The organism is Pseudovibrio sp. JE062 (assembly GCF_000156235.1).
GTDB lineage: Bacteria > Pseudomonadota > Alphaproteobacteria > Rhizobiales > Stappiaceae > Pseudovibrio.
This window is the reverse complement of record NZ_DS996810.1, coordinates 263,742-285,359: the sequence shown is the minus strand read 5'-3', so window position 1 is coordinate 285,359 and position 21,618 is coordinate 263,742. Positions and strand designations below refer to the sequence as shown.

The window sequence follows — 21,618 nt, the reverse complement described above, 5'->3', positions numbered from 1 at the left end:
CCCCTCCTCAAGTCGGCAAAGATGCTCTAAAACAGGCTTTCCATATTCCAAGTAGAACCATTTCGCAAATGAACTTGCCTGTCTATCGCTTTGCTCCTTCTCCCAACGGCCACCTCCATCTCGGCCACGCCTATTCGGCTATCCTCAACGATGAAGCCGCAAAGCAAAACGGCGGAAGGTTCCTGCTGCGCATCGAGGATATCGACACCGTCCGCTGCACACCACAGCTGCAGGAAGATATGCTGGAAGACCTGAAATGGCTCGGCCTGCATTGGGAAACACCAGTCCGCAAGCAATCAGAACATTTCGGCAAGTACGCCAAGGCGCTGGAGAAGCTGCAGAGCATGGGCCTCGTTTACAAGGCCTACCTCACCCGCGCCCAGATCAAACGCTTCGTTGCAGAAAAAGACGCTTCAGCCACCCCATGGCCAAGAGACCCTGACGGTGCCCCGCTTTATCCCGGAGACAACAGCGTCCTCTCTAAACAAGAGCAAGAAGACCTGCAAAACTCGGATGCCCCCTACGCCCTGCGCCTCAACATGGCCAAAGCCATAGGGCTGGCAGGCACATCTCTCACCTGGGATGAGGCACATCACGGAGCAATACAGGCAGAGCCCGCCGCATGGGGCGATGTGGTGCTGGCCCGTAAAGACACGCCAACCAGCTATCACCTGTCAGTGGTCGTGGACGATGCCCTACAAGGCATCACCCATGTCTTACGCGGCAAAGACCTTTACCACGCCACCAGCGTCCACCGCCTGCTGCAAACCCTACTGGACTTGCCAGAACCTCACTACGAGCACCACGACCTCATCCTCGACAAAACAGGCCGCAAACTCGCCAAATCCGCCAAAGACACCTCCCTCCGCGAACTAAGAGCCAGCGACACCACACCAGCACAGATCAGAGAGAGATTGGGTCTCGGTACTAAATAAGGGTCAGCTTCTAAGCACTCTCAAAGATCGATTCCAATCGCTCAGCAAGCTGATTGTATGAACTGAAGCCAGTTTGAGGCTCGACTTCGGGGCAGAACTTCAAGACATGCATCCCAGCAGATTTCGCTGCACGAACGCCAACCTCACTGTCTTCAATTACAGTGCAACGCGCTGGTGCACATTGCATTTCACGGGCAGCATGAAGAAACAGTCCCGGATCAGGCTTCCAGATCCCGACATCATAGGAGCTAAATATTCGGGAACCGAAAAAGCGCTTTAGCTCTGTTTTCTCTAATGCAGACTCAATCTTTGCACGCGGTCCACTAGAAGCGATGCACATTGGAAGCGAGATTTTTGCAAGAGCTTCGGCGACACCGGGAAACGCCATCAGCTCAGTATCAAACAAATGCTCTACACGAGTTCGATAATCTCGCTCAAAGTCCTCTGGAAGAGGCCGCCCAATGATCGTCTCAATGTCACTCAAAATACCTGAGAGCTTCCGCCCTCTGAAGCGTCGCATAAGTTCATCAAGAGGCAACTCAATCTCTGGCAGCAAATCCAGAAATGCCTGCGAACACAATGGCTCACTGTCAACGAGCGTTCCATCCAGGTCAAATATCAAACAGCCATTCATGTTTCCCACCTCAATTTCATCTGGCGTATTGCCTCAATACCCCTGCACCTGAATGAACCAGAGCCAGAAGCTGACTGTGAAAACGGAGATCGCGGTGGTGATGGCGATGCCGTTGGTGGACATGGCGTGACCAGTGCCGAACTGGTTAGCCATGATGAAGGAAAACACGCCTGTTGGACATGCTGCGATCAACGTCGCAACACCCACCCAGACGGACGGCAATCCAATCACATGAGCGGCAACAACAAACACCACAAACGGCATCAGGATCGATTTGATAATCGCCAAAACGCCGCCAATCGCCAGATTACCGCGGATGCCATAGTTCACCATGCTCATCCCCACAGCTACCAGCGCAACCGGTGAGGCAGCTTTCGCCAGTGGGGCTAAAACATCATCTGCAAGCTTTGGTATTTCCAAACCCGACACATTCCAGAGCAACCCACCAACAACACCATAAAGGATCGGGTTCGCCAACAATCCCTTGCCGACAGCAATCAATAGCTCCTGCTTGGAGCGCGGCGCCTTGTGTCCATCAATCACCACAGCTCGTTCCATCAAAATGGAAGAAGTCAAAGCCGTCAGCGGGGCGTGGAACACGATGAGCAGCGAAATCAGCAGTGTACCTTCAGAGCCATAAACCGCATCGATCAAGGGAATGCCGACAAGTACGGTATTGGAGAACGATGCCGTCAGCCCGGCAATCACGGCAGCTCGTGCCTCACGCCCAAACCCGACACGAACAAGCAGGCCACCAAGAAAGGCAACCACGATCATGGACCCGTAGTAAGTGGCCCAATACCCCCATGGAGAGATGCCATTGAGATTTGCAGAGCCAAGACTACGGAATAACAGGATCGGGATCAGCAGGTTCACACAGAACTTACTGAGAATGTCGCCCAGACCGCGATCCAGATACCCAACACTGGCAACAACATAGCCAATGCCAACAAGGGCAAAGATCGGAAAGACGACAAAGAAGACCTGAACAATCATGGGAAACTCGAAAGAGATGGTAAGCCCCTCTTAGTAGCCCAGAAAGTTTAAGATCCAAAGCCAGAAGCTCATTGTGATTATTGAGAAAATGGTCGTCAGGCTGATGGAGTTCGCACTCATCGCATGTCCGGTACCAAACTGGCTGGCATAAAGATACGCCACAACACCGGTTGGACATGCCGCCGCCAAGGTCGCCACAGCCACCCAAAGCGGTGAAAGCGGAAACACATAAGCCCCCAGAGCGAAGACCATGGTTGGCATCAGCACAATCTTCAAAACACTCAACACACTGCCAATAGCAATGTTCCCACGCACCCCGTAGTTCAGCAGCGTCATGCCAACCGAAAACAGCGCAACCGGGCTCGCCGCTTTTGCCAGCGGATGCAACACACCATCCAGCAACACAGGCAGATCATAGCCTGAAAAATTCCAGCCAACACCCAGCAGAATAGCAATCACCAAAGGGCTCTTGATCAACGTGTTGAACAGCGAGTGCATCACATCTTTGAAAGGCCGCGCCTCCTGATAGCCATCCACCACCACAGCCCGTTCCATAGCCAGTACAAACACCAGCGTTACAGACGGTGCGTGAATTGAGATGATCAGCGAAATCGGAACCAGTGCCTCCTGCCCAAAGGCAGAGGTAATCACCGGAATGCCAACCAGGGACATATTGGAGAATGCCGCGGAGAACCCGCCAATGCAGGCAGCTCTGGCCTCTCGCCTAAACACCTTGCGCACCATGTAGCCACCCAACACAGCACTGGTCGTAAGCGCGGTGTAATAGGCGCCCCACAGCGCCCAAGGACTCAACCCGGCGAGGTCAGCTGTTGCAAGGGTGCGGAAAATCAGAACCGGAATAAGCACGGTGATGCAGAAGGTGCTCAGGTTATCGCCAACCTGCTTGCTCAGCAGGCCAATGTAGCCAAAGCCATACCCCACACCCACTGTCGCAAAAATTGGAAACACCACTTGCAGCGTACTAAACAGCATTCTGTGTCCGCTCTCTTTCCACCTTACAGCACTATCCCAGAGCACAAGCAGATACGCTTGCAGGCATCAAACAACAAAATCTCGGTGGATCCTTGCCAGAACTGGGCGAACTTTTACCGTCAGTGTTTTAGGCTCTTCTTCGAGGATTGATCAAGGAGTTATCTCATGCCTGCGCCCAAACCGGCCCCAAAGCAGGATATTGCGAGACTGGTGCACGACCTGAAAACACCGCTGTCCGCCATGAAAACGGCTTCTGACCTGATTGCCCAGGAGCCGCTCAGCGATCAGCAGCACCATCACCTCAACACCCTGCAGAAAGCCATTGGCTCTCTGGAAGAGCTGACAGGCATCATCCTGCAAACGCACACAGAACCAGAGACACACCAAACAGGTACGCATCCAATTGAGCCGGAAGCCAGACCACTTCTGGAACAGCTCACCTACATCGTGGATCTGTTCTCACCGCAGGCAGAAAGCTCAGGCCACACGCTCACCCATCGCTGGTCTCGTGATGCCATGTCGGCCTATCAAACACACTCAGATGAGTTGCAACGCATTCTGGCAGTGCTGGTTGATAACGCCATCCTCTACAGCAACACCGGCACCATCACGCTCAGCGCTCACATCAAGTTCTCAAACCACGAACCCAACATTGTGGTCACACTCAAAGACGCTGGCCCGGGTCTTTCTTCTGAACAAGCCTCTCATCTGGATGCAGCTCCCACACCAAAACGGAAATCAGATGGTCACGGCCTCGGTCTCTGGAGCGCGCGGCACTTGGCCTGCGAGAATGGTGGCGACCTGCGGCTCATCACAAACTCCGAACATGAAGCCAGCTTCGAACTCATCTTGCCTATTCAGGAAGTTGAAAAGAACAGACAGCAGGCCCCTGCTTCGCAGAACATCACCCGCTCAGCGCTATCCGGGTCTGTGCTGGTCGTGGATGACAATGAGCCGAACCGGGAACTGCTGGCAGCCATCTTCTCTTCATTCGGCCTGATGGTGCGCACTGCTGACAGCGGCAAACAAGCGCTGAAGATGCAGGAAGAAACACCGTCAGATCTCATCTTTCTCGATCTGAACATGCCAGAAATGAACGGCGCCGAAACCCTCACTCAGATGCAAACAAACGGTTACACCAGAGCAAAAGCTTGCTTTGCAATCACCGCCAGCATTGCACCAGAAGACCGCCCAGCCCTCTTCAAACAAGGCTTCGCGCAAATTCTGGAAAAACCCATAAACCCGTCAGCACTCTACAGCCTGCTGGAAAGCACGCTTCACAGCAACGGTTAGCCGATCCGCACGAAAGACGCGTCCAGCGCTTCATCAAGCCGGTCATTGCCCCAATAAAGCTCACCCTTCTCAGTGATCATGCTCGGCGCCCCAAACACGCCAAGAGCCTCAGCTTCCGCAACCGCAGCCCGCAAGCCGATCTTCACTTCCCTAGTCTCCGCCTGCCGCATGATCTTGTCCGCATCCAGATCTAGCTCCCGCAGCAACGCAATCATCAGCTCGGGCTTGGAAATGTCTTCATCCAGCGCAAAAGCCATATGAAACACAGCCCGGGTAAACGCCCCGATCCAAGGCTCCTTACGCCCGGCAAATGCGATGCGTGAAGCCAGCAAACTATGCTGCGGAAAGAGACGCGGCTTATTCCATGGCAAGCCGAGATTGGCAGCAATGCGCGCCACATCCCGCCACATGTAAGCGCCCTTCTTCTGGTTCGCGACAAAGGGAGAGCTCTCAAACCCCTGTCTGCGGAAGATCGGTCCCAGCAAAATCGGGCGCCAATCCACCTCAATCCCCCTGTCCTTTGCAAGCTGCTCAATACGCGCTGCAGTCAGGTAGGAGTATGGGCTGGCAAATTCATAATAAAACGCGAGCCGAGGCATTCTTTCTCTTTCTGATCCAACAGACCGGTAAGCCGCAGCCTATGGCAATGGATGCAATTTGTAATTATCTCGCAGGCCCCTATATGGGAGTTTGGCGATGCGAGACGTAATCTTGCTGAGCACCAATGGAATTTCAAGGCAGCACATTGGCGCAACGCTCAAAAACAAGTATACCGCATTGTAACTCACAAGAGAGAACTCAGGAATTCCCGTGGTACAAGACGGCCCAAAGACTTCATTCTTTAAGAAGACCATCAATTTCTGCAGTGAACGACCTTTCACAGCAGTCCTGACCTACATTCTTATCGTCTCCGCGATATTTCTGATCTTCCCGGGACTGGATGTCTGGGCTTCCAACTTCTTCTACAACGGCGAAGGCAGTTTCCCGGTCTCCAAAGACCCGTTCTGGCGCAGCGTACGTTACTTCGGCGTCTATCTCTTTCAGTGGGTCGCGGGCCTGTCGCTGCTGGTAATGCTGATCAAGCTGGCCTTCCCTAAGATCAAAGCCCTTATGGATCTGCGCCACCCGATTTTTGTGGTGTCCACGCTCATCCTCGGCCCAGGCCTTGTGGTCAACGCGTTCTTCAAGAACCTGTGGGGTCGCCCACGCCCACGGCAAACGGACATCTTTGGCGGAGACCTGCCATTCATCGGCGTCTGGCAGCCTACTAACCACTGTGATAGTAACTGCTCTTTTGTATCTGGCGAGGCGTCAGCTTCCATCTGGCTGTTCACGCTGGTCTTCATCGCCCCAAAAGCCTGGCGTATTCCACTGGCAACAGCCATTGGCGCATTGGTCTTCGTTCTCTCAGCCAACCGCGTGGCCTTTGGTGGGCACTATTTTTCAGACACCCTGCTCTCATGGGGCATCACCATGCTCGTGATCATTGGTGTCTATCACTACCTCTATCAGCGCACCCCAAACTGGGCTCAGCCGAATAATCTGGAAACCTCGTTCACCAACGGTAGCAACTGGCTGCGCACTAAGATCGGCAGTGCAGCATGCTGGTGCGCACGCGGCACAAAGAACTTCTTCCGCAAGTTCAAATAAACATTCCAAAACGAAAAAAGCTCCGCAACCGCCTGCGGAGCTTTTCTAGATGACCTGAAGAGAAGCCTAGATCTCTGTCGGCTCCATCTCCTCACGGATTTCCTGAAGCAGATTGTAGGTGCCGTCCCGCACCAGATCATACACCTCATCAAACCCTTCATTCGCCCCGTAATACGGATCCGGCACATCCTTCTGCTCATCCTGCAGCAGCAAGCGAATGTTCGCTGTGTGCAGATATGGCGCTTTGGCCTGAATGTTAGACAGGTTGCTGGCATCCATGGCGATGATGTAGTGGAACTTCTCAAAGTCCTCATCTTCCAGCTGGCGCGCTTCCTGATTGGAAACATCAACGCCATGCTTCTGCGCTGTCTGGATGCTGCGGATATCCGGCTTCTTGCCAGTGTGCCAACTCGCGGTTCCAGCAGAATCCACATAGATCTGCTCTTCCAACCCAGCCTGCTTCACATGATGACGGAAAACGCCCTCTGCCAACGGGCTTCGACAAATATTGCCAAGACACACAAACAGTACACGACGCTGCAACAAGACCACTGCTCCCTCCAAATCTGACTGCCTGGATATTTATCCCAGCCGAAATCTTTGCTCCAGAATTTCGCGCGGGTCTACCCAAATATCCATGGATTTTGCGAGTCAGAAAAACCTACTAAATCTGAGACACCCCTTGCAACAAAACCAAAGGTGGTCTTGTGCCCGAGCTGTTGTCCTCTACCGCAAAAGAATTCGCCCTTGCAGAATTACCGCATTGGACCTTGTCCGAAGATGGCAACTCCATTGAGCGCACCTTCACCTTCCGGTCCTTTGCACGCGCATTTGGCTTCATGTCCAGCGCTGCAATTCTGGCAGAAAAGCTGAACCATCACCCTACATGGACGAACACCTACAACAAAGTGGAAGTGTTACTTACCACCCATGATGCAGGTGGGCTCACTGAGTTGGATTTCAAGCTCGCCCGCAAACTGGACAAGTTGTTCGAGGCCTAGCCCCGCGAGAGTAGAGCGCAATCAGCATTCAATCTTGAACTGACGCACGTCACCTACCATCTTACTCTCAATCAACACATGGCCGTCTTCCTGGCACATATGTGGAATATCGATTGCAGACATTGGATCCGTGGCTTTCACTACAAGCTGATCCCCCTTCGCCATCCGCTTAAGGTGCTTGCGCGTCTTCATCACCGGCAATGGGCAGTTAAGACCTCTCAGGTCCAGAATGTTTGAATCGTCCACCAATGTTCCACCAGGTACTTGAATGTGCCACTGTGTTTGTTGCTGGGCTAACGGAACTTTGCGCAACAGTAAAGCAAATATTGGGGAGTGGAGCATGGCACTAATGGAACTCGACGGAAAATCAGAGACCAGTAAAGCGCTCGAAATTCTGGATTTCTGGTGGACCGCAGGCGGCCCCAAATGGTTCAACGGCGGCGAAGCGTTCGACAAAGAAATCCGCGAGAAGTTTGAAGCCGACGTAGCGGCTGCCAATCGCGGCGACTACGATGACTGGACGCAAACCCCGCATGGCACGCTGGCTCTCCTTTTGTTGCTCGACCAGTTCCCCCGCAACATCTATCGCGGCTCACCCAAAGCATTCGCTTCCGATCCAAAGGCCGTCAAAGTCGCTCTGGAGTCTCTCAACAAGAACTTCCATACCGCCTTCCCGATGGGCTATCGCATGTTCTTCTTCCTGCCTTTCGAGCATTCAGAAGAAATGGACATGCAAGATTTGAGCGTGGATCTGTTCCGCGGTCTGGGTGATCAGGACACCTATCATTACGCGCTGATCCACATGGACGTCATCCGCCGCTTTGGCCGCTTCCCACACCGCAACGAAGTGCTTGGCCGCACCTCAACACCGGAAGAAGTTGAGTTCCTCGCATCGGGTGGGTTCAGGGCATAAACGACCTGATTAAAAATTAGACACACATTTACAATGATTACAAAATAGGCAGAGTCAATTTGTGGCTCTGCCTATTTTAGTGACAGCCACTTTCTGCGCACTTCCACCCATGTCACTCTTCATCAAGAAAATTTAATTTCAATCAAGCCGCTGAATTTTCAAGATTATTCCAACACCTCCCACGCCCTAATTCTACGTAAAAATCGATATTTTCCAAAACTGGCACGCTCTTTGAAAGAGAAAGGGCAAGCGTGCCGGCCGGGCATACTGAGAAAGACCAGATAACTGGCAATTTTCCCGGTCCCAAAGAGGTCTCCAGAACTCTTTGCGGCACACTCCATGAAAGAGGGGAACGGGAATCTGACATGAAAATCGTTATGGCAATCATCAAGCCCTTTAAACTGGATGAGGTGCGCGACGCACTCACCACTCTGGGCATTCAGGGACTCACAGTCACCGAAGTCAAAGGCTATGGCCGCCAAAAGGGCCACACAGAAATCTACCGCGGCACAGAATACGCCGTCACCTTCCTCCCAAAACTAAAGGTCGAAGTCGCAATCGCATCCGACATGGCAGACAAAGTGGTCGAAGCCATCGGAAACGCAGCTCAGACCGGCCAAATCGGTGACGGCAAAATCTTCGTCTACTCCATTGATCAAGTCGTCCGCATTCGCACCGGCGAAGCAGATGCAGAAGCAATATAATCAAATGAAGGGGATAGAGAATATGAAACGCGCCTCCACCCTTGTTGCCGCAGGTTCGCTGCTGGCACTCTCCGCCGGCCCGGTTATGGCAGAAGAAAAATACGCTCTTGCTGTCGACACCGCTTACATCTTCAACACTCTGCTCTTCCTGATTGGTGGCTTTCTGGTGATGTGGATGGCAGCTGGCTTCGCCATGCTAGAAGCAGGCCTCGTCCGCACCAAAAACGTCTCCATGCAGTGCCTCAAGAACATCGCGCTGTACTCCATCGCTGGTCTGATGTTCTGGATCACCGGTTACAACCTTATGTACACCGGCGTTGACGGCGGCTTCATGGGGTCCATCGGTCCATACTCTTTTGACCCTGTCGGCGGTGACGCTCTGGATACGGGCTATTCAACGGCCTCAGACTGGTTCTTCCAGATGGTGTTCTGCGCAACCACAGCCTCCATCGTCTCAGGAACCATGGCGGAGCGCATCAAGCTCTGGGCTTTCCTCATCTTCGTTGTCGTCCTCACCGGCGTGCTCTACCCAATCACCGGCTCCTGGCAGTGGGGCGCTGGCTGGCTCTCCGAAATGGGCTTTGCTGACTTTGCTGGCTCCACCCTCGTCCACTCCGTTGGTGGCTGGGCAGCCCTGTCCGGTGCAATCATCCTGGGTGCGCGTAAAGGCAAGTACGGTAAGAACGGTCAGGTCTTCGTAATGCCGGGTTCCTCCATGCCGCTGGCAACTCTGGGCACCTTCATCCTGTGGCTCGGTTGGTTCGGCTTCAACGGTGCGTCTCAGCTGGCAATGGGCACCATTGGCGACGTCACAGACATCTCCCGCATCTTCGCAAACACCAACATGGCAGCAGCAGGCGGCGTGGTCGTAACAATCGCTCTGACACAGGCTCTCTATAAGAAGGTCGACGTCACCATGGCTCTCAACGGCGCACTGGCTGGCCTCGTCTCCATCACCGCAGAACCTCTGGCGCCGAGCGTGCTCCAGTCCGTTCTCATCGGTGGTGTCGGTGGTGCCATTGTTGTCTTCGCAGTGCCAATGCTCGACAAGCTGAAGATCGACGACGTAGTCGGTGCTATTCCGGTTCACCTGCTCTCCGGCATCTGGGGAACACTGATCGTGCCGCTGTCCAACTCAGACGCATCTTACGTCACCCAGTTCATCGGTGTTGCAGCCATTGGCATCTTCACCTTCGTAGCCTCCACCATTGTCTGGTACGCAATCCAGATGCTGGTTGGCCTGCGCGTGACAGAGGAAGACGAAGCCATGGGCCTCGACAAAGCAGAGATCGGCGTAGAAGCCTATCCTGAGTTCGGCACCGGCTCTCAGCGCCTCTGAACCTTGGCAAATCTGAGAGGCTCAAATCCCCCTCCCAGAACTGAAAGATGAAATCACAAAGCCCGGCAACCACCGCCGGGCTTTTTCTTTAAGCGCAATTGCCAGCCTATCATTTTCCTTCAACAGATAGCTCTGTGCTCAAACGCTAAACACTACAAAATCAAAGCAACCCAAAAGCTTAGGAAAGTTGATACCCCAGCTTACTAGTCGGTTCAAATCCGCCTACCACATTTGAAAGACGGACTTCACCTTTCATAGGTGGTACTTTCAGGAATGCCCTATACGTCCATTTCTAATCAAGATTCGCTCTTCATCCTACGTCCAAATAAAGAGGCGCAAACGCCCGAGCTTTGGAGTCCGACGATGAACAGTGAATTGGAAGCAGCAGTGAAAGAAGCCAGTCAACAGTGGCAAAACGCGTTCAATGCGGGTGATGCTCAAGGCTGCGCCAACTGCTACGAAGCCAACGCTGTAATGGAGGCCAAACCCTTTGGCACCTACCATGGTCGAGCCGAGATTCTCGAGTTCTGGCAAATGCTCATCCGGGAAGGCTTCTCAGAGGTCGAATACCTCAACCCCAAAATCGTCGCTTCAGGCGAAAGCTCGGCAATTCTCTCTTCCGATTGGAAGATGAACAAAGCCCACGGCAACATCTCCAAGGAGCTCTGGGTCTTGCAACCTGACGGCACTGCCCTTCTGAGAGAAGACTATTTCAGCGCAGCCTCCTGAGGCTCCAACACCACAAGCAAAAAGCCCGGCACAAGGCCGGACTTCATCAGGATATCTCTTAACAGTCACGGTCGTAAAAATAGTCGAGGCGATCGGCGATATCATCCAGAGCGAACGAATACCCGTTCCAGTCCTCATCAATCCAGGCATCTTCCAGACGATCCACAGCACGATCTAACTTGCCATCATCCTCCAGCTCAGCAAGCAAGCGTCCCACATCGATCAGATGGCCAAGAGCACCATCAACGTTGGAACCAGCCCGAACGCCGCCTTCAAAGAAAACCTCATCAGAGATATCATCGATGTCGATAATGGTCGCATTCAGCTCTGAGCAACTCAGCTCACCCCATGCATAAGCTGCATTTGGAGCCGCCAGTCCAGCAAAGCCAAGTGAAGCAACAACAGCAAGCGCCTTCAAACCACGCAACATCATACCAAACCCTTCTTCCATGAACGTATCTGCCATTGAGCAGGCAGACCTCTGTAATCCTCACATGGATATCAGCCCTACAAAGAGGCGCTGTTTCAAAGAAGACAGGTATTGTGGTTTCTTTGAGGCTTCTGAGAACCTACTGACGTCCATCCGTCAGCCCTTTCACAAAGGCTTTCTGGCAGAAGACCACCAGCAGGATCGGTGGCAACATGGCAAGCACGGCCAGCGCCAACCCTTGCGGGCTTGTGCGACCAATCAGGCTCAGCCCCTGCACCAGCGTCATCCTGGTCTCTTCGCTGGAAACCATCACCGGCCACAGATACTGGTTCCACCCTTGCACAAACATCAGCAGGCCAAGCGCTGCAATCATGGGCGCAGAGGCAGGGACCAGAATGTCCTTCAGAAACTTGATCGGCCCCGCCCCATCAATCCGCGCAGCCTCAGAAAGCTCTGTCGGCACTCCGAGAAAGAACTGACGGAAAAAAAACGTTCCAACCGCTGATGCAAGCAATGGCAGCATCAAACCCGGATAGGAGTTCACCAACCCAAGCTGACTGGTCACCGCATACGTTGGCAGAAAGCGGGACTCCAATGGCAACAGCAAACTACACAAGATCACCCAGAAGAAGAATGTGCCAAAGCGAACGCGGAAATACACCAGCGCATAGGCTGCAAGCAGCGAGATCCCCACCTTGGCCAACGCAAACCCAACTGCCAGATACAGAGAGTTCAGCGCCATGGTCATGCCCGTCACTCCCCTCGAAAACCCACGCCCCTCGAACAAAGCCTTGCTGTAAACCTCAACGCCATACGGACCCGGAAGGAACTGCAGTCCATCCTGTCCAAGTGTTGCGCCAGAGTGTGTCGAGGAAAATGCAATGATCAGCACCGGCCCGACAATAACGAACACACCAATAAGCAGGATAAGATGATCGAGGTAATGAGAGCGGGGCATAACCATCTCTGAAACACAGCGCAGCCCCGAACCACAGCAAAAGCGAAGGATCACGCAACCAAACGAAAGGCAGCCTGTGTGGCCCTGAAAACAGGCAAACTGCACTGGGAGATCATCTCTGAGAAATGGCAGACGCCATCAGACCCAATCCCCATAGGAATTAAGATGACACCGTAAAACTACGCAGGTCAGGTTTCAAGCTCTGTAAGTGCCTATAAAACCACAATTCCTGAATGCTTGGCATGATTTTCCGGTTCCACGTGGATCGTCACACGTGCACCAGGCATCTTTTCTGCGATGCCTTCCTCAATGCGATCGCAAATCGCATGAGCATCCAGAACGCTCATTTCACCCGGCACCACCAGATGAAAATCAATGAAAGTCACGTGGCCCGCATGGCGTGTCCGCAGGTCATGAGCTTCCAGCGCACCATCACCAAACTTGGAGATCAGTGCGCGGATTTCTTCCTGCTCCTCTTCCGGAGCAGCCTCATCCATCAAACCACCAACGGATTCACGCACCAGCTTCCAGCCAGACCACATGATGTTGACCGCAACGATGCCAGCAAGGATCGGGTCAAACATCTGCCAGCCGGTCACCCACACAGCCGCGATACCAACCAACACGCCAAGGGATGTATAGACATCGGTCATGATGTGCCGTGCATCCGCCTGCAAAGCCGGAGAGCGATGCGCCTTTCCAATCCGCATCAGAGCAATCGCCCAGACGCAGTTGATCACGGAAGACAGCAGGTTCAAGCCAATGCCCTGAATGTTCACATCCAGCTCATACGGCTCAGTCAAACCCATGTAGGCTTTGCGCAGAATGAGGATTGCCGCCAGAACAATCAGAACCCCTTCCAGAACAGCAGCAAAATACTCTGCTTTATAGTGGCCGTAAGGGTGGTTCTGATCAGCAGGTTTGCGCGCCAGATACAAAGCACCGGCAGCAGCAGAAGCACTCGCGATATTGATGGAGGTTTCAAGGGCGTCGGAATAGAACGCAATGGAGCCTGTCATCACAAAGGCAAAGTATTTGAGCGCAAATACCAATATGCCAATGACGATGCTGCCCAGCGCAAAGCGCATGCTCTGGTCCATGTGCCACATCCACCCTAATTCAAACTCGACGACTGCTTAGAAAGTTATCGTCCTCTATCAGGTTTCAGTGGCATATTAAACAATGGAACGCGCTCAAATAGCCAGTTTTTATGCTTATTTGCACGCAATGTTTGCAAATGAAAATCACTTGCAGAATATCGGCTATTTCTACTTGTCGTAAAAAGCGGCACCGATGATTTCACCCGGCATTTCGCCAGAGTTCGTCTGAACCAGAACAGCCCAGTTCTTGGAGTCGAACATCTTCAGCGCAGTGCGTGGCAGACGGAACACTTCAGCTGCACCAGACCACATGCCAATCGGCATAATGCTGCGCACAACATTCTTGTAGGTCTGTGTTGTGCCAGCGTTTTCACCGCGCTGGATCTCAACCACAGCTTCCTTATCGATACCAAGAAGATAAACGTCCGCCTTCTTGCCCGGCTCTTTCAGAGAGCCAGAGAGCTGAACTTCAAGCGCACTGTCATCCAGCATCGCCTCCACCTGCACGGTCATGCCGGAGGACTTGCGAATAGCATTTTTAACGGAGCGACGGTCACTGCCAACCATATGCCCACGGCCATTCACGACAACCTGAGGCGTATAGATCTGCGCATCACCGCGGCTTTTGGCATAATCCTTCTGGCGCTGGGTGAACACAGGCGAACCAAGCGTGTCCTTCCAACCGAAGTAATCCCAGTAATCAACGTGATAGGAAAGCGTCACAACGTCTTTCTGGTCAGCAACAAGCTCTTCCAGAAATTGGTCTGCAGGTGGACATGACGAACAGCCCTGGCTGGTGAACAACTCAACCACGGCCTTTGGAGTTTGTGCCTGAGCAGAGAGTGAAGTCGCAAGACCCAGCCCTGCTGCGAGAACAACACCCGTCAATCTATTTAAAGAAAACCACCGCATTTCGGCCCTTCGCAATTGTTTAAGTCATCGCTGATGCAGCGCTAACCTAAACAATAACCAGATAACTGTAGAATCACATCCCAGTGAGCCCCTGAAAACCCAAGGAATCAGGGGCGCTGGTATTATTTGGATTCATTCAGCACTTTTTCAAGCTCTGGTAGGAAGACGTCCCGATAGCTGGCCTCACTCAGTGGACCAACAAATTTGTAGCGGATCTGAGCCTTCTCATCGACGATAAAGGTCTCAGGAACCCCGTAAACGCCCCATTCAATGCCTGCGCGGCCAGTGTCGAACCCAACACGGTCATAAGGATTGCCAAGCTCTGCGAGGAACCGGTTCGCCTTCACGTCCGTGTCCTTGTAGTTCAGGCCAGCGATCTCGTAACGATCATCCTTGGCCAGATCCATCAAGTATTTGTGTTCAGCGCGGCAAGGCGCACACCAGGATGCGAAGATGTTCACAACGGTCACCTGACCAAGCAGATCACTACGCTTGAACCCCGGAACCTGCTTGCCATCACGCTCCAACCCATTCACAGGCGGCAGATCAAACTCAGGTGCTGGCTTATCGATCAGGGCAGATGGCAGCTCTTTGGAATCATGACCAGAGAGCATCATGAAACCCATCAGAACCGCAAGAGCACCAAAAACAATCAGCGGAAGAAGAAAAAGCGGAGAAATGCCTGACTTCTTCTCCTCGTCTATTTCACTACTCATTCCTGTTAGCTCTCACTCTTATCGTCTGCTGAAGAGGAAACCACCTGACTGACGGAAGGGCCAGGACGGCGGGAAGACCGGCGGCGAATGCCACTTGCTTCCAGCGCCTGCATCTCTTTTTCCAGTTGGGTTTTGTCCATACGCACCCAAACAATCAGGATGCCGATGACCAATGCAGCCATTGCATAGGCAGCAATCACATATTCAGCGTGACGACCAAACTCTGAAAAGTCCATGATCCTTACCTCGCACCTGCTGGAGCTGCTTTAGTCACTGTGCTGCTGGATGCAGCCGGTGCAACAGAAGCTGCACGCATCCGCATCGCTCTGATCCGGCGGCGCATAATCTCGTTACGCATGCTCATCAGATGCAAAGTCACAAACAGAAGCACAAAGGCCAGAGCCATCAATCCAAGCGGAATAAGAATGGAAGAGTGAATAGCAGGACCACCGCTGCGGATAATGCTCGGCGGCTGGTGCAGCGTGTTCCACCACTCAACGGAAAACTTGATAATGACCACGTTGATCACACCAACCAGCGTGATGATCGCGTTCACTTTTGCAGCCTTGATAGGATCTTCAATCGCCTTCCACAATGCAATAATGCCCAGGTACATGATGAACAACACCAGGAAGGAGGTCAGTCTTGCGTCCCAGACCCAGAAAGTACCCCACATCGGCTTACCCCAGATCGCACCGGAAAACAGCGCCAGGAAGGTAAATGCAGCACCGATTGGAGCGGAAGCTTTGGCCGAAACATCAGCCAGCGGATGCTTCCAGACCAGAGAGCCAATCGAAGACAACGCCATCATCGCATAACACATCAATGCAAGCTGGGCTGCAGGCACGTGCACGAACATAATGCGCACTGTCTGGCCTTGCTGGTAATCTTCAGGCGCAACAAAAAACGCGAAGTACAAGCCAACTGCAAGTGCAGCGACCGTCGCAACGATAAGCCATGGAAGCAGAACTTTCACAAGCTTCAGGAACCGGGTTGGGTTTGCAAGATCGTATAAGGTCATAGAGCCGTTCTAAACTGAGAATGACGAAGCATCAATGTGTACATAGTGTCACGGACCTATCAAGGTCATTGATTACGCGCAATTTGACACTTCACTTCTTCGGGAATTCACCCATTTTAGACGATTTTACATAGACTTAACGCTTCAGGGAATTTCAGAGGCCATATGGCCGCATCCATCAGTCGCCTGAAACGCGAAGCGCTGCAGCTGCTGCAAGAGGTCCAACAACAAGACCAAAAAGTGTCAGAGCACACAAAAACAGGAACGGAACGAGGAAGTTATTGGAGTCGATCGCTCCCGCTGTCGCGGCACTTACACCAAAGATCAGAATTGGAATTGCCAGCGGAATAACCAGAATGGAGAGCAGCACCCCACCCCGCCGCATGGAAACAGTAACACCAGCGCCAACTGCACCAACAAGTGTGAGTGCAGGCGCGCCAACAAGCAAGGTCAGCGTCACCAGAACAATGCTCTGGAAGTCGAGACCCACAAACAAAGATAGAACCGGCGTAGCAAGCACCAGCGGAAGACCCGTCGCCGCCCAGTGCGCCGCGCATTTGATCAGCACCACCAGCTCCAGCGAACGGCCTGACATCACCAGCAGTTCAAGGGAGCCATCTTCACGGTCGGCCTGAAACAGACGATCAAGCCCCAGCAACGTCGCCAGCAAAGCACCAATCCAAAGAATCGCAGCACCAATGCGCGACAGCAGGATCATGTCCGGGCCAACACCAAACGGAAAGATCGTCACAACAGCCAGAAAGAACAGAACGCCAATCAACGCACCACCGCCAACGCGGTTCGCCAGTTGATATTCGCGGACAAAAAGACACTTCATCCAGTTCATGATCAGCCCTCGTCCTGCTCGTCTTCGTCGAAATAGTCGTCCAGATCCTCACCCGCAAACATATGCTCGCTCTCTGTCGTCACGGGCGACAAGTTGAGGAACTTGGTGTTTGGCAGGTTCAGAGGCAGGTGGGTCGCGGCAATCACAACACCGCCAGCGTTGATGTGATCTGCAATCAGACCAAGCAACACTTCTTCAGAAGCCTTATCAAGGGCTGAAGTCGGCTCATCAAGCAACCAGATTGGGCGTGGAACCACCAGCAGGCGCGCCACGGAAAGACGGCGGCGTTGTCCAGCACTGAGATAACCAGCAGGCAAGCTGGCCGTATGCGCGATACCCAGGGTCTCTAGCGCTTCCATCTCACTCATGCTCTCACGCACTTTGCCATCGCCAAAGTCGGCAGGTTCAAAGAAGTTACGCCAGAAGCTGAGGTTCTCCAGCACGGTCTGCAGCGGCTTCAAGGCATCAAGGTGCCCAAAGTAATGGGAGTGTTCGGCAACAGAGCGCTCAGCCATGCCACCTTCCAGCTCAAGCGAACCATGTGCTTTTGCCACCAGTCCGGCGATCACGCGCAGCAGACTGGATTTACCGACACCGTTGGGACCTTGCACAATCAGAGCTTCACTGGAGCCAACTTCAAAGTCGACGTGGTTCAATACTCTGCGGCCACCACGATCACATGCAACGCCCTGGCAGACTAACTTCAATTGGTTCATCGCGCCCGAAACCACTACAGCAGCTCTCACTGCTTACCAAACTGACGGCGTATCCCGAAAAATGGATCCGATTTCCGGATAAGATACGCTCCAACAAAGAATTAAAGCAGTTTGCATGATCCCGTCTTTGCGCAAACCACTTTATTCAGGAGGCCGTATCACATTCGGCAAATCCTTCGCTCCCATAAACACGGCTAGGATTCGCGTTGGCACTGTTCCGGTATTCTTGCCGAAGTGCCAGGTGTTGACGGCCTCAATAAACGCCTCGCCCTTTTTGAAGGTCAGAGGAGCCTCTTTCTCATAGGTGATCGTCAGCTCACCATCAAGTATATATCCGTAAAGAGGAATAGGGTGCATATGCTCTTTAACAGCCTCACCCGGTGCCAGCGTAATGACCAGTGAGGTCACCTGCGCCTGCCGTCCTTCCGGGTAAACCAACGGCTGCTTCGTGATCGTCGTTTCGCTCTTATCAAGCAGAACCTCGACGTCAGAATATGCATTTCCGTTGTCCTGAGCCAGCGCACCAGCCGCAAATCCACCCAGAACCAGACAACACGTACCAACCAAAACTGCAGATTTCATAGGAATCGCCTTCCTGTTGTTTTCAGCTGTTCTCTGCGCACTTTTACGCCATACCCGGCAGTTATTCTCGTGCGAAGCAAACGCATCCTAACAGCGATCCCCTTCCGAGCCTTTAAAACCACACAGGGCCAGAAACATAGGATAGACATATTGTATACATCTGTATATAATATGTTTCATATAAACCCCATCCCGCTTGATCGGGCACCCTACTCCGGCCTAACCTCACCTATGGTAAATTATTAGCCTTCCGCTGCGGTTCAGCTGGAACCTGCGTCAGAAAGACGCTATAGGGTCGACAACTATAAGCTGATTGAATTTCAAGAAGCGCTTTTAATGCATTTGTTAAATGATCAAACCAACGCCATGACGGCGAGCCACAAAACTCCGGGAGGAACTGGAGAGGTTCGTCAGTTCAAAGCTTAGTTTCCGGTTCTGAGCGGGAAACGAAATAAGGAGATCGCCGAATGACACAATCTCTAGACAGTTTTAAGGCCAAGCAAACGCTGCAAGTCGGCGGCAAGACCTACACTTATTTTTCCATTCCTGAAGCAGAAAAGAACGGCCTGACTGGCGTTTCCAAGCTTCCATTCTCATTGAAAGTCGTTCTGGAGAACCTGCTGCGCTTTGAAGATGGCCGCACGGTGACTGCGGATGACATCAAGGCCGTTGCAGAATGGCTGACCACCCGCACCTCCACCCACGAAATCGCCTACCGCCCTGCCCGCGTTCTCATGCAGGATTTCACCGGCGTGCCAGCCGTTGTTGACCTCGCCGCCATGCGCGACGCCGCCGTCAGCCTCGGCGGTGATCCGAAAAAAGTGAACCCGCTGGTTCCCGTTGATCTCGTCATCGACCACTCCGTCATGGTCGACTATTTCGGCACCACCTCCGCCTTCGCGCTTAACGTGGAACGCGAGTATGAGCGCAACAACGAGCGCTATGAATTCCTGCGCTGGGGCCAGTCCGCGTTTGATAACTTCCGCGCAGTTCCTCCAGGCACCGGCATCTGTCACCAGGTGAACCTTGAATACCTCGCCCAGACCGTCTGGACGAAAGAGGAAGACGGCGAAACCATCGCCTATCCCGATACCCTCGTCGGCACCGATAGCCACACCACCATGGTCAACGGCCTCGCCGTGCTTGGTTGGGGCGTAGGCGGCATTGAGGCGGAAGCGGCCATGCTCGGCCAGCCAATCTCCATGCTGATCCCGGAAGTCATCGGCTTCAAACTCACCGGCGAGCTGCAGGATGGCATCACCGCCACCGACCTTGTGCTCACCGTGGTTGAGATGCTGCGTAAGAAAGGCGTTGTTGGCAAGTTCGTGGAGTTCTACGGCCCCGGCCTCGACAACATGTCTCTGGAAGACGCCGCCACCATCGCCAACATGGCACCGGAATACGGCGCCACCTGTGGCTTCTTCCCGGTGGACGACGACACGCTCCGCTATCTGAATGCCACAGGCCGCGACAAAGACCGCATCGCGCTGGTGGAAGCCTATTCCAAGGCGCAGGGCATGTACCGCGACACCCACACAGAACCAACCTTCACCGACACGCTGGAGCTGGACATCTCCACCGTTGTGCCATCCATCGCCGGACCAAAGCGCCCGCAGGATCGCATTTCCCTCGCAGATGCGGCGGAAGGCTTTGCCAAAACCATGGCGGAGGAGTTCAAGAAGGCAGGCGAAGAAACCCGCCGCGCATCGGTAGAAGGCCGCGACCATGATCTCGGCAACGGCGACGTCGTTATCGCCGCGATCACCTCATGCACCAACACCTCCAACCCGTCCGTTCTCATCGGTGCAGGCTTGGTGGCCCGCAAGGCCCGCGCCAAGGGCCTGCATGTGAAGCCATGGGTGAAGACCTCACTGGCACCCGGCTCTCAGGTGGTGACGGATTATCTGGAGAAAGCTGGCGTTCAGGAAGATCTCGACGCCCTCGGCTTCAACCTCACCGGCTACGGCTGCACCACCTGTATTGGTAACTCAGGCCCACTGCCGCCGGAAATCTCCAAGTCCATCAGTGACAACGACCTCGTGGCCTGCTCAGTCCTCTCGGGCAACCGCAACTTCGAAGGCCGCGTGAACCCGGATGTGCGTGCCAACTATCTGGCCTCCCCGCCACTGGTTGTCGCGTATGCCATCGCAGGCTCACTCAACATCAACGTGGCCAAAGACCCGCTCGGCAAGGATCAGGATGGCAACCCCGTCTACCTGAAGGATCTATGGCCAACCACGGAAGAGATCACCGACCTCATCCGCTCCTCCATCACAGAAGAGATGTTTGAAGAGCGCTACGGCGATGTGTTCAAGGGTGACGAGCACTGGCAGAACATCAAGGTGGAAGGCGGCATGACCTACGGTTGGCCACCAGCGTCCACTTACGTGCAGAACCCGCCTTACTTTGAAGGCATGACCATGGAGCCAAAACCCCTCACCGATATTGAGGGCGCGGCCGTCATGGGTCTGTTCCTGGATTCCATCACCACCGACCACATCTCGCCAGCTGGAGCGATCAAGGCAGACAGCCCGGCAGGTCAGTACCTGACCTCACACGGCGTTGAGCGCAAAGACTTCAACTCCTACGGCTCCCGCCGTGGCAACCACGAAGTCATGATGCGCGGTACCTTCGGCAACATCCGCATCAAAAACCAGATGGTGCCGGGCGTGGAAGGTGGCTACACCACCAAGGACGGCGAGCAACGCTGGATCTACGACGCCTGCATGGAATACAAGGCTGCAGGCACCCCACTTGTGGTGTTTGCTGGCAAGGAATACGGCACCGGCTCCTCCCGCGACTGGGCAGCAAAAGGCACCAAACTGCTCGGCGTACGCGCGGTGATCGCTCAAAGCTTCGAGCGCATCCACCGCTCCAACCTCGTCGGCATGGGCGTCCTGCCCTTCACGTTTAAAGAGGGCGAAAGCTGGCAGTCCCATGGCATCGATGGCACTGAGCGCGTAACCATCCTCGGCGTAGCAGACCTCAAACCCCGTCAGATGGTCGACATTCAGGTCGAATTCGCCAACGGCACCACCAAAACCATCGAAGCCCTCTGCCGCATCGATACCGAGGACGAACTCGAATACATCAAAGCCGGCGGCATCCTGCACTACGTCCTGAGAAACTTGGTCTCCGGCTAAGACACC

25 protein-coding genes are annotated in these 21,618 nt (G+C 53.7%); 9 read left to right on the top strand and 16 right to left on the bottom strand.

The window, feature by feature from the left end; all coding sequences use genetic code 11:
* Nucleotides 1-68 precede the first annotated feature (68 nt).
* The gene (gene gluQRS / locus PJE062_RS16035; RefSeq protein WP_008550110.1) at nucleotides 69-935 is read left to right on the top strand and encodes a tRNA glutamyl-Q(34) synthetase GluQRS; all 867 of its coding nucleotides are present in this window, start codon (nucleotides 69-71) and stop codon (nucleotides 933-935) included.
* Nucleotides 936-945: 10 nt separating this feature from the next.
* On the opposite strand, the gene PJE062_RS16030 is transcribed toward gluQRS, so the two are convergent.
* From PJE062_RS16030 to PJE062_RS16020, 3 genes are read right to left on the bottom strand one after another with little or no spacing between them, the layout of a single operon-like run.
* Nucleotides 946-1,569 (bottom strand): HAD-IA family hydrolase, encoded by a 624-nt coding sequence (locus PJE062_RS16030; RefSeq protein WP_008550223.1) that lies wholly within the window; start codon nucleotides 1,567-1,569, stop codon nucleotides 946-948.
* Between the two features lie 33 nt (nucleotides 1,570-1,602).
* A complete protein-coding gene (locus tag PJE062_RS16025; RefSeq protein WP_008550215.1) occupies nucleotides 1,603-2,565 on the bottom strand; it encodes an AEC family transporter in 963 nt (320 codons plus the stop codon).
* A 30-nt stretch (nucleotides 2,566-2,595) separates the two neighbouring features.
* Entirely contained in the window at nucleotides 2,596-3,558 is a 963-nt protein-coding gene (locus PJE062_RS16020; protein WP_008550672.1) for an AEC family transporter, read from the bottom strand.
* A gap of 165 nt (nucleotides 3,559-3,723) precedes the next feature.
* Between PJE062_RS16020 and PJE062_RS16015 the strand changes: the two genes are divergently transcribed.
* Complete coding sequence (locus tag PJE062_RS16015) at nucleotides 3,724-4,851, top strand: hybrid sensor histidine kinase/response regulator (RefSeq protein ID WP_008550707.1); 1,128 nt, start codon at nucleotides 3,724-3,726, stop codon at nucleotides 4,849-4,851.
* On the opposite strand, the gene PJE062_RS16010 is transcribed toward PJE062_RS16015, so the two are convergent.
* On the bottom strand, nucleotides 4,848-5,450 hold the full coding sequence (locus PJE062_RS16010; RefSeq protein ID WP_008550511.1) for a 2-hydroxychromene-2-carboxylate isomerase: 603 nt from the start codon (nucleotides 5,448-5,450) through the stop codon (nucleotides 4,848-4,850). The two genes, PJE062_RS16015 and PJE062_RS16010, sit on opposite strands and share 4 nt — an antisense overlap.
* Nucleotides 5,451-5,661: 211 nt before the next feature.
* Between PJE062_RS16010 and PJE062_RS16005 the strand changes: the two genes are divergently transcribed.
* The gene (locus tag PJE062_RS16005) at nucleotides 5,662-6,501 is read left to right on the top strand and encodes a phosphatase PAP2 family protein (protein WP_008550500.1); all 840 of its coding nucleotides are present in this window, start codon (nucleotides 5,662-5,664) and stop codon (nucleotides 6,499-6,501) included.
* Nucleotides 6,502-6,567: 66 nt separating this feature from the next.
* On the opposite strand, the gene PJE062_RS16000 is transcribed toward PJE062_RS16005, so the two are convergent.
* Nucleotides 6,568-7,053: a low molecular weight protein-tyrosine-phosphatase gene (locus PJE062_RS16000; RefSeq protein ID WP_008550626.1), complete on the bottom strand. Its 486-nt coding sequence runs from the start codon at nucleotides 7,051-7,053 to the stop codon at nucleotides 6,568-6,570.
* Nucleotides 7,054-7,208: 155 nt separating this feature from the next.
* Between PJE062_RS16000 and PJE062_RS15995 the strand changes: the two genes are divergently transcribed.
* On the top strand, nucleotides 7,209-7,502 hold the full coding sequence (locus PJE062_RS15995) for a 4a-hydroxytetrahydrobiopterin dehydratase (protein WP_014283165.1): 294 nt from the start codon (nucleotides 7,209-7,211) through the stop codon (nucleotides 7,500-7,502).
* A 21-nt stretch (nucleotides 7,503-7,523) separates the two neighbouring features.
* Here PJE062_RS15995 and PJE062_RS26915 read toward each other — a convergent pair whose 3' ends face one another.
* On the bottom strand, nucleotides 7,524-7,748 hold the full coding sequence (locus tag PJE062_RS26915) for a sulfurtransferase TusA family protein (protein ID WP_014283166.1): 225 nt from the start codon (nucleotides 7,746-7,748) through the stop codon (nucleotides 7,524-7,526).
* A 94-nt stretch (nucleotides 7,749-7,842) separates the two neighbouring features.
* On the opposite strand from PJE062_RS26915, the gene PJE062_RS15985 reads away from it, so the two are divergent.
* The 4 genes from PJE062_RS15985 (at nucleotide 7,843) to PJE062_RS15970 (ending at nucleotide 11,187) form a co-directional block, all read left to right on the top strand.
* Nucleotides 7,843-8,415: a DUF924 family protein gene (locus tag PJE062_RS15985; RefSeq protein WP_008550359.1), complete on the top strand. Its 573-nt coding sequence runs from the start codon at nucleotides 7,843-7,845 to the stop codon at nucleotides 8,413-8,415.
* Nucleotides 8,416-8,780: 365 nt separating this feature from the next.
* A complete protein-coding gene (locus PJE062_RS15980; protein ID WP_037037275.1) occupies nucleotides 8,781-9,119 on the top strand; it encodes a P-II family nitrogen regulator in 339 nt (112 codons plus the stop codon).
* A gap of 22 nt (nucleotides 9,120-9,141) precedes the next feature.
* Nucleotides 9,142-10,458, top strand: coding sequence for an ammonium transporter (locus tag PJE062_RS15975; RefSeq protein ID WP_008550424.1), 1,317 nt, complete (start codon nucleotides 9,142-9,144; stop codon nucleotides 10,456-10,458).
* A 363-nt stretch (nucleotides 10,459-10,821) separates the two neighbouring features.
* Nucleotides 10,822-11,187 carry a nuclear transport factor 2 family protein gene (locus PJE062_RS15970; protein WP_008550341.1) on the top strand — a complete coding sequence of 122 codons (366 nt, stop codon included), beginning with the start codon at nucleotides 10,822-10,824 and terminating at the stop codon, nucleotides 11,185-11,187.
* A gap of 58 nt (nucleotides 11,188-11,245) precedes the next feature.
* Here PJE062_RS15970 and PJE062_RS15965 read toward each other — a convergent pair whose 3' ends face one another.
* The 10 genes from PJE062_RS15965 to PJE062_RS15920 all read right to left on the bottom strand — a co-directional run bounded on the left by PJE062_RS15965 (nucleotide 11,246) and on the right by PJE062_RS15920 (nucleotide 18,469).
* Nucleotides 11,246-11,653, bottom strand: a complete 408-nt coding sequence (locus tag PJE062_RS15965; RefSeq protein WP_008550468.1) for a hypothetical protein — start codon at nucleotides 11,651-11,653, stop codon at nucleotides 11,246-11,248.
* A 103-nt stretch (nucleotides 11,654-11,756) separates the two neighbouring features.
* Entirely contained in the window at nucleotides 11,757-12,575 is an 819-nt protein-coding gene (locus PJE062_RS15960) for a carbohydrate ABC transporter permease (protein ID WP_037037272.1), read from the bottom strand.
* 212 nt (nucleotides 12,576-12,787) lie between these two features.
* A complete protein-coding gene (locus PJE062_RS15955; protein WP_008550623.1) occupies nucleotides 12,788-13,675 on the bottom strand; it encodes a cation diffusion facilitator family transporter in 888 nt (295 codons plus the stop codon).
* 168 nt (nucleotides 13,676-13,843) lie between these two features.
* Nucleotides 13,844-14,587, bottom strand: a complete 744-nt coding sequence (locus PJE062_RS15950; protein ID WP_008550708.1) for a thioredoxin family protein — start codon at nucleotides 14,585-14,587, stop codon at nucleotides 13,844-13,846.
* A gap of 122 nt (nucleotides 14,588-14,709) precedes the next feature.
* Entirely contained in the window at nucleotides 14,710-15,303 is a 594-nt protein-coding gene (locus PJE062_RS15945; protein ID WP_008550575.1) for a DsbE family thiol:disulfide interchange protein, read from the bottom strand.
* 5 nt (nucleotides 15,304-15,308) lie between these two features.
* Entirely contained in the window at nucleotides 15,309-15,539 is a 231-nt protein-coding gene (gene ccmD, locus PJE062_RS15940) for a heme exporter protein CcmD (protein ID WP_008550536.1), read from the bottom strand.
* Between the two features lie 5 nt (nucleotides 15,540-15,544).
* On the bottom strand, nucleotides 15,545-16,324 hold the full coding sequence (locus PJE062_RS15935) for a heme ABC transporter permease (RefSeq protein ID WP_008550314.1): 780 nt from the start codon (nucleotides 16,322-16,324) through the stop codon (nucleotides 15,545-15,547).
* Nucleotides 16,325-16,502: 178 nt separating this feature from the next.
* Nucleotides 16,503-17,162, bottom strand: a complete 660-nt coding sequence (gene ccmB / locus PJE062_RS15930; RefSeq protein ID WP_037037391.1) for a heme exporter protein CcmB — start codon at nucleotides 17,160-17,162, stop codon at nucleotides 16,503-16,505.
* Between the two features lie 11 nt (nucleotides 17,163-17,173).
* Entirely contained in the window at nucleotides 17,174-17,878 is a 705-nt protein-coding gene (ccmA, locus tag PJE062_RS15925; RefSeq protein WP_083793269.1) for a heme ABC exporter ATP-binding protein CcmA, read from the bottom strand.
* Nucleotides 17,879-18,028: 150 nt separating this feature from the next.
* On the bottom strand, nucleotides 18,029-18,469 hold the full coding sequence (locus PJE062_RS15920; RefSeq protein ID WP_008550446.1) for a cupin domain-containing protein: 441 nt from the start codon (nucleotides 18,467-18,469) through the stop codon (nucleotides 18,029-18,031).
* A gap of 467 nt (nucleotides 18,470-18,936) precedes the next feature.
* Between PJE062_RS15920 and acnA the strand changes: the two genes are divergently transcribed.
* Complete coding sequence (gene acnA, locus PJE062_RS15915; RefSeq protein WP_008550162.1) at nucleotides 18,937-21,612, top strand: aconitate hydratase AcnA; 2,676 nt, start codon at nucleotides 18,937-18,939, stop codon at nucleotides 21,610-21,612.
* Nucleotides 21,613-21,618 lie beyond the last annotated feature (6 nt).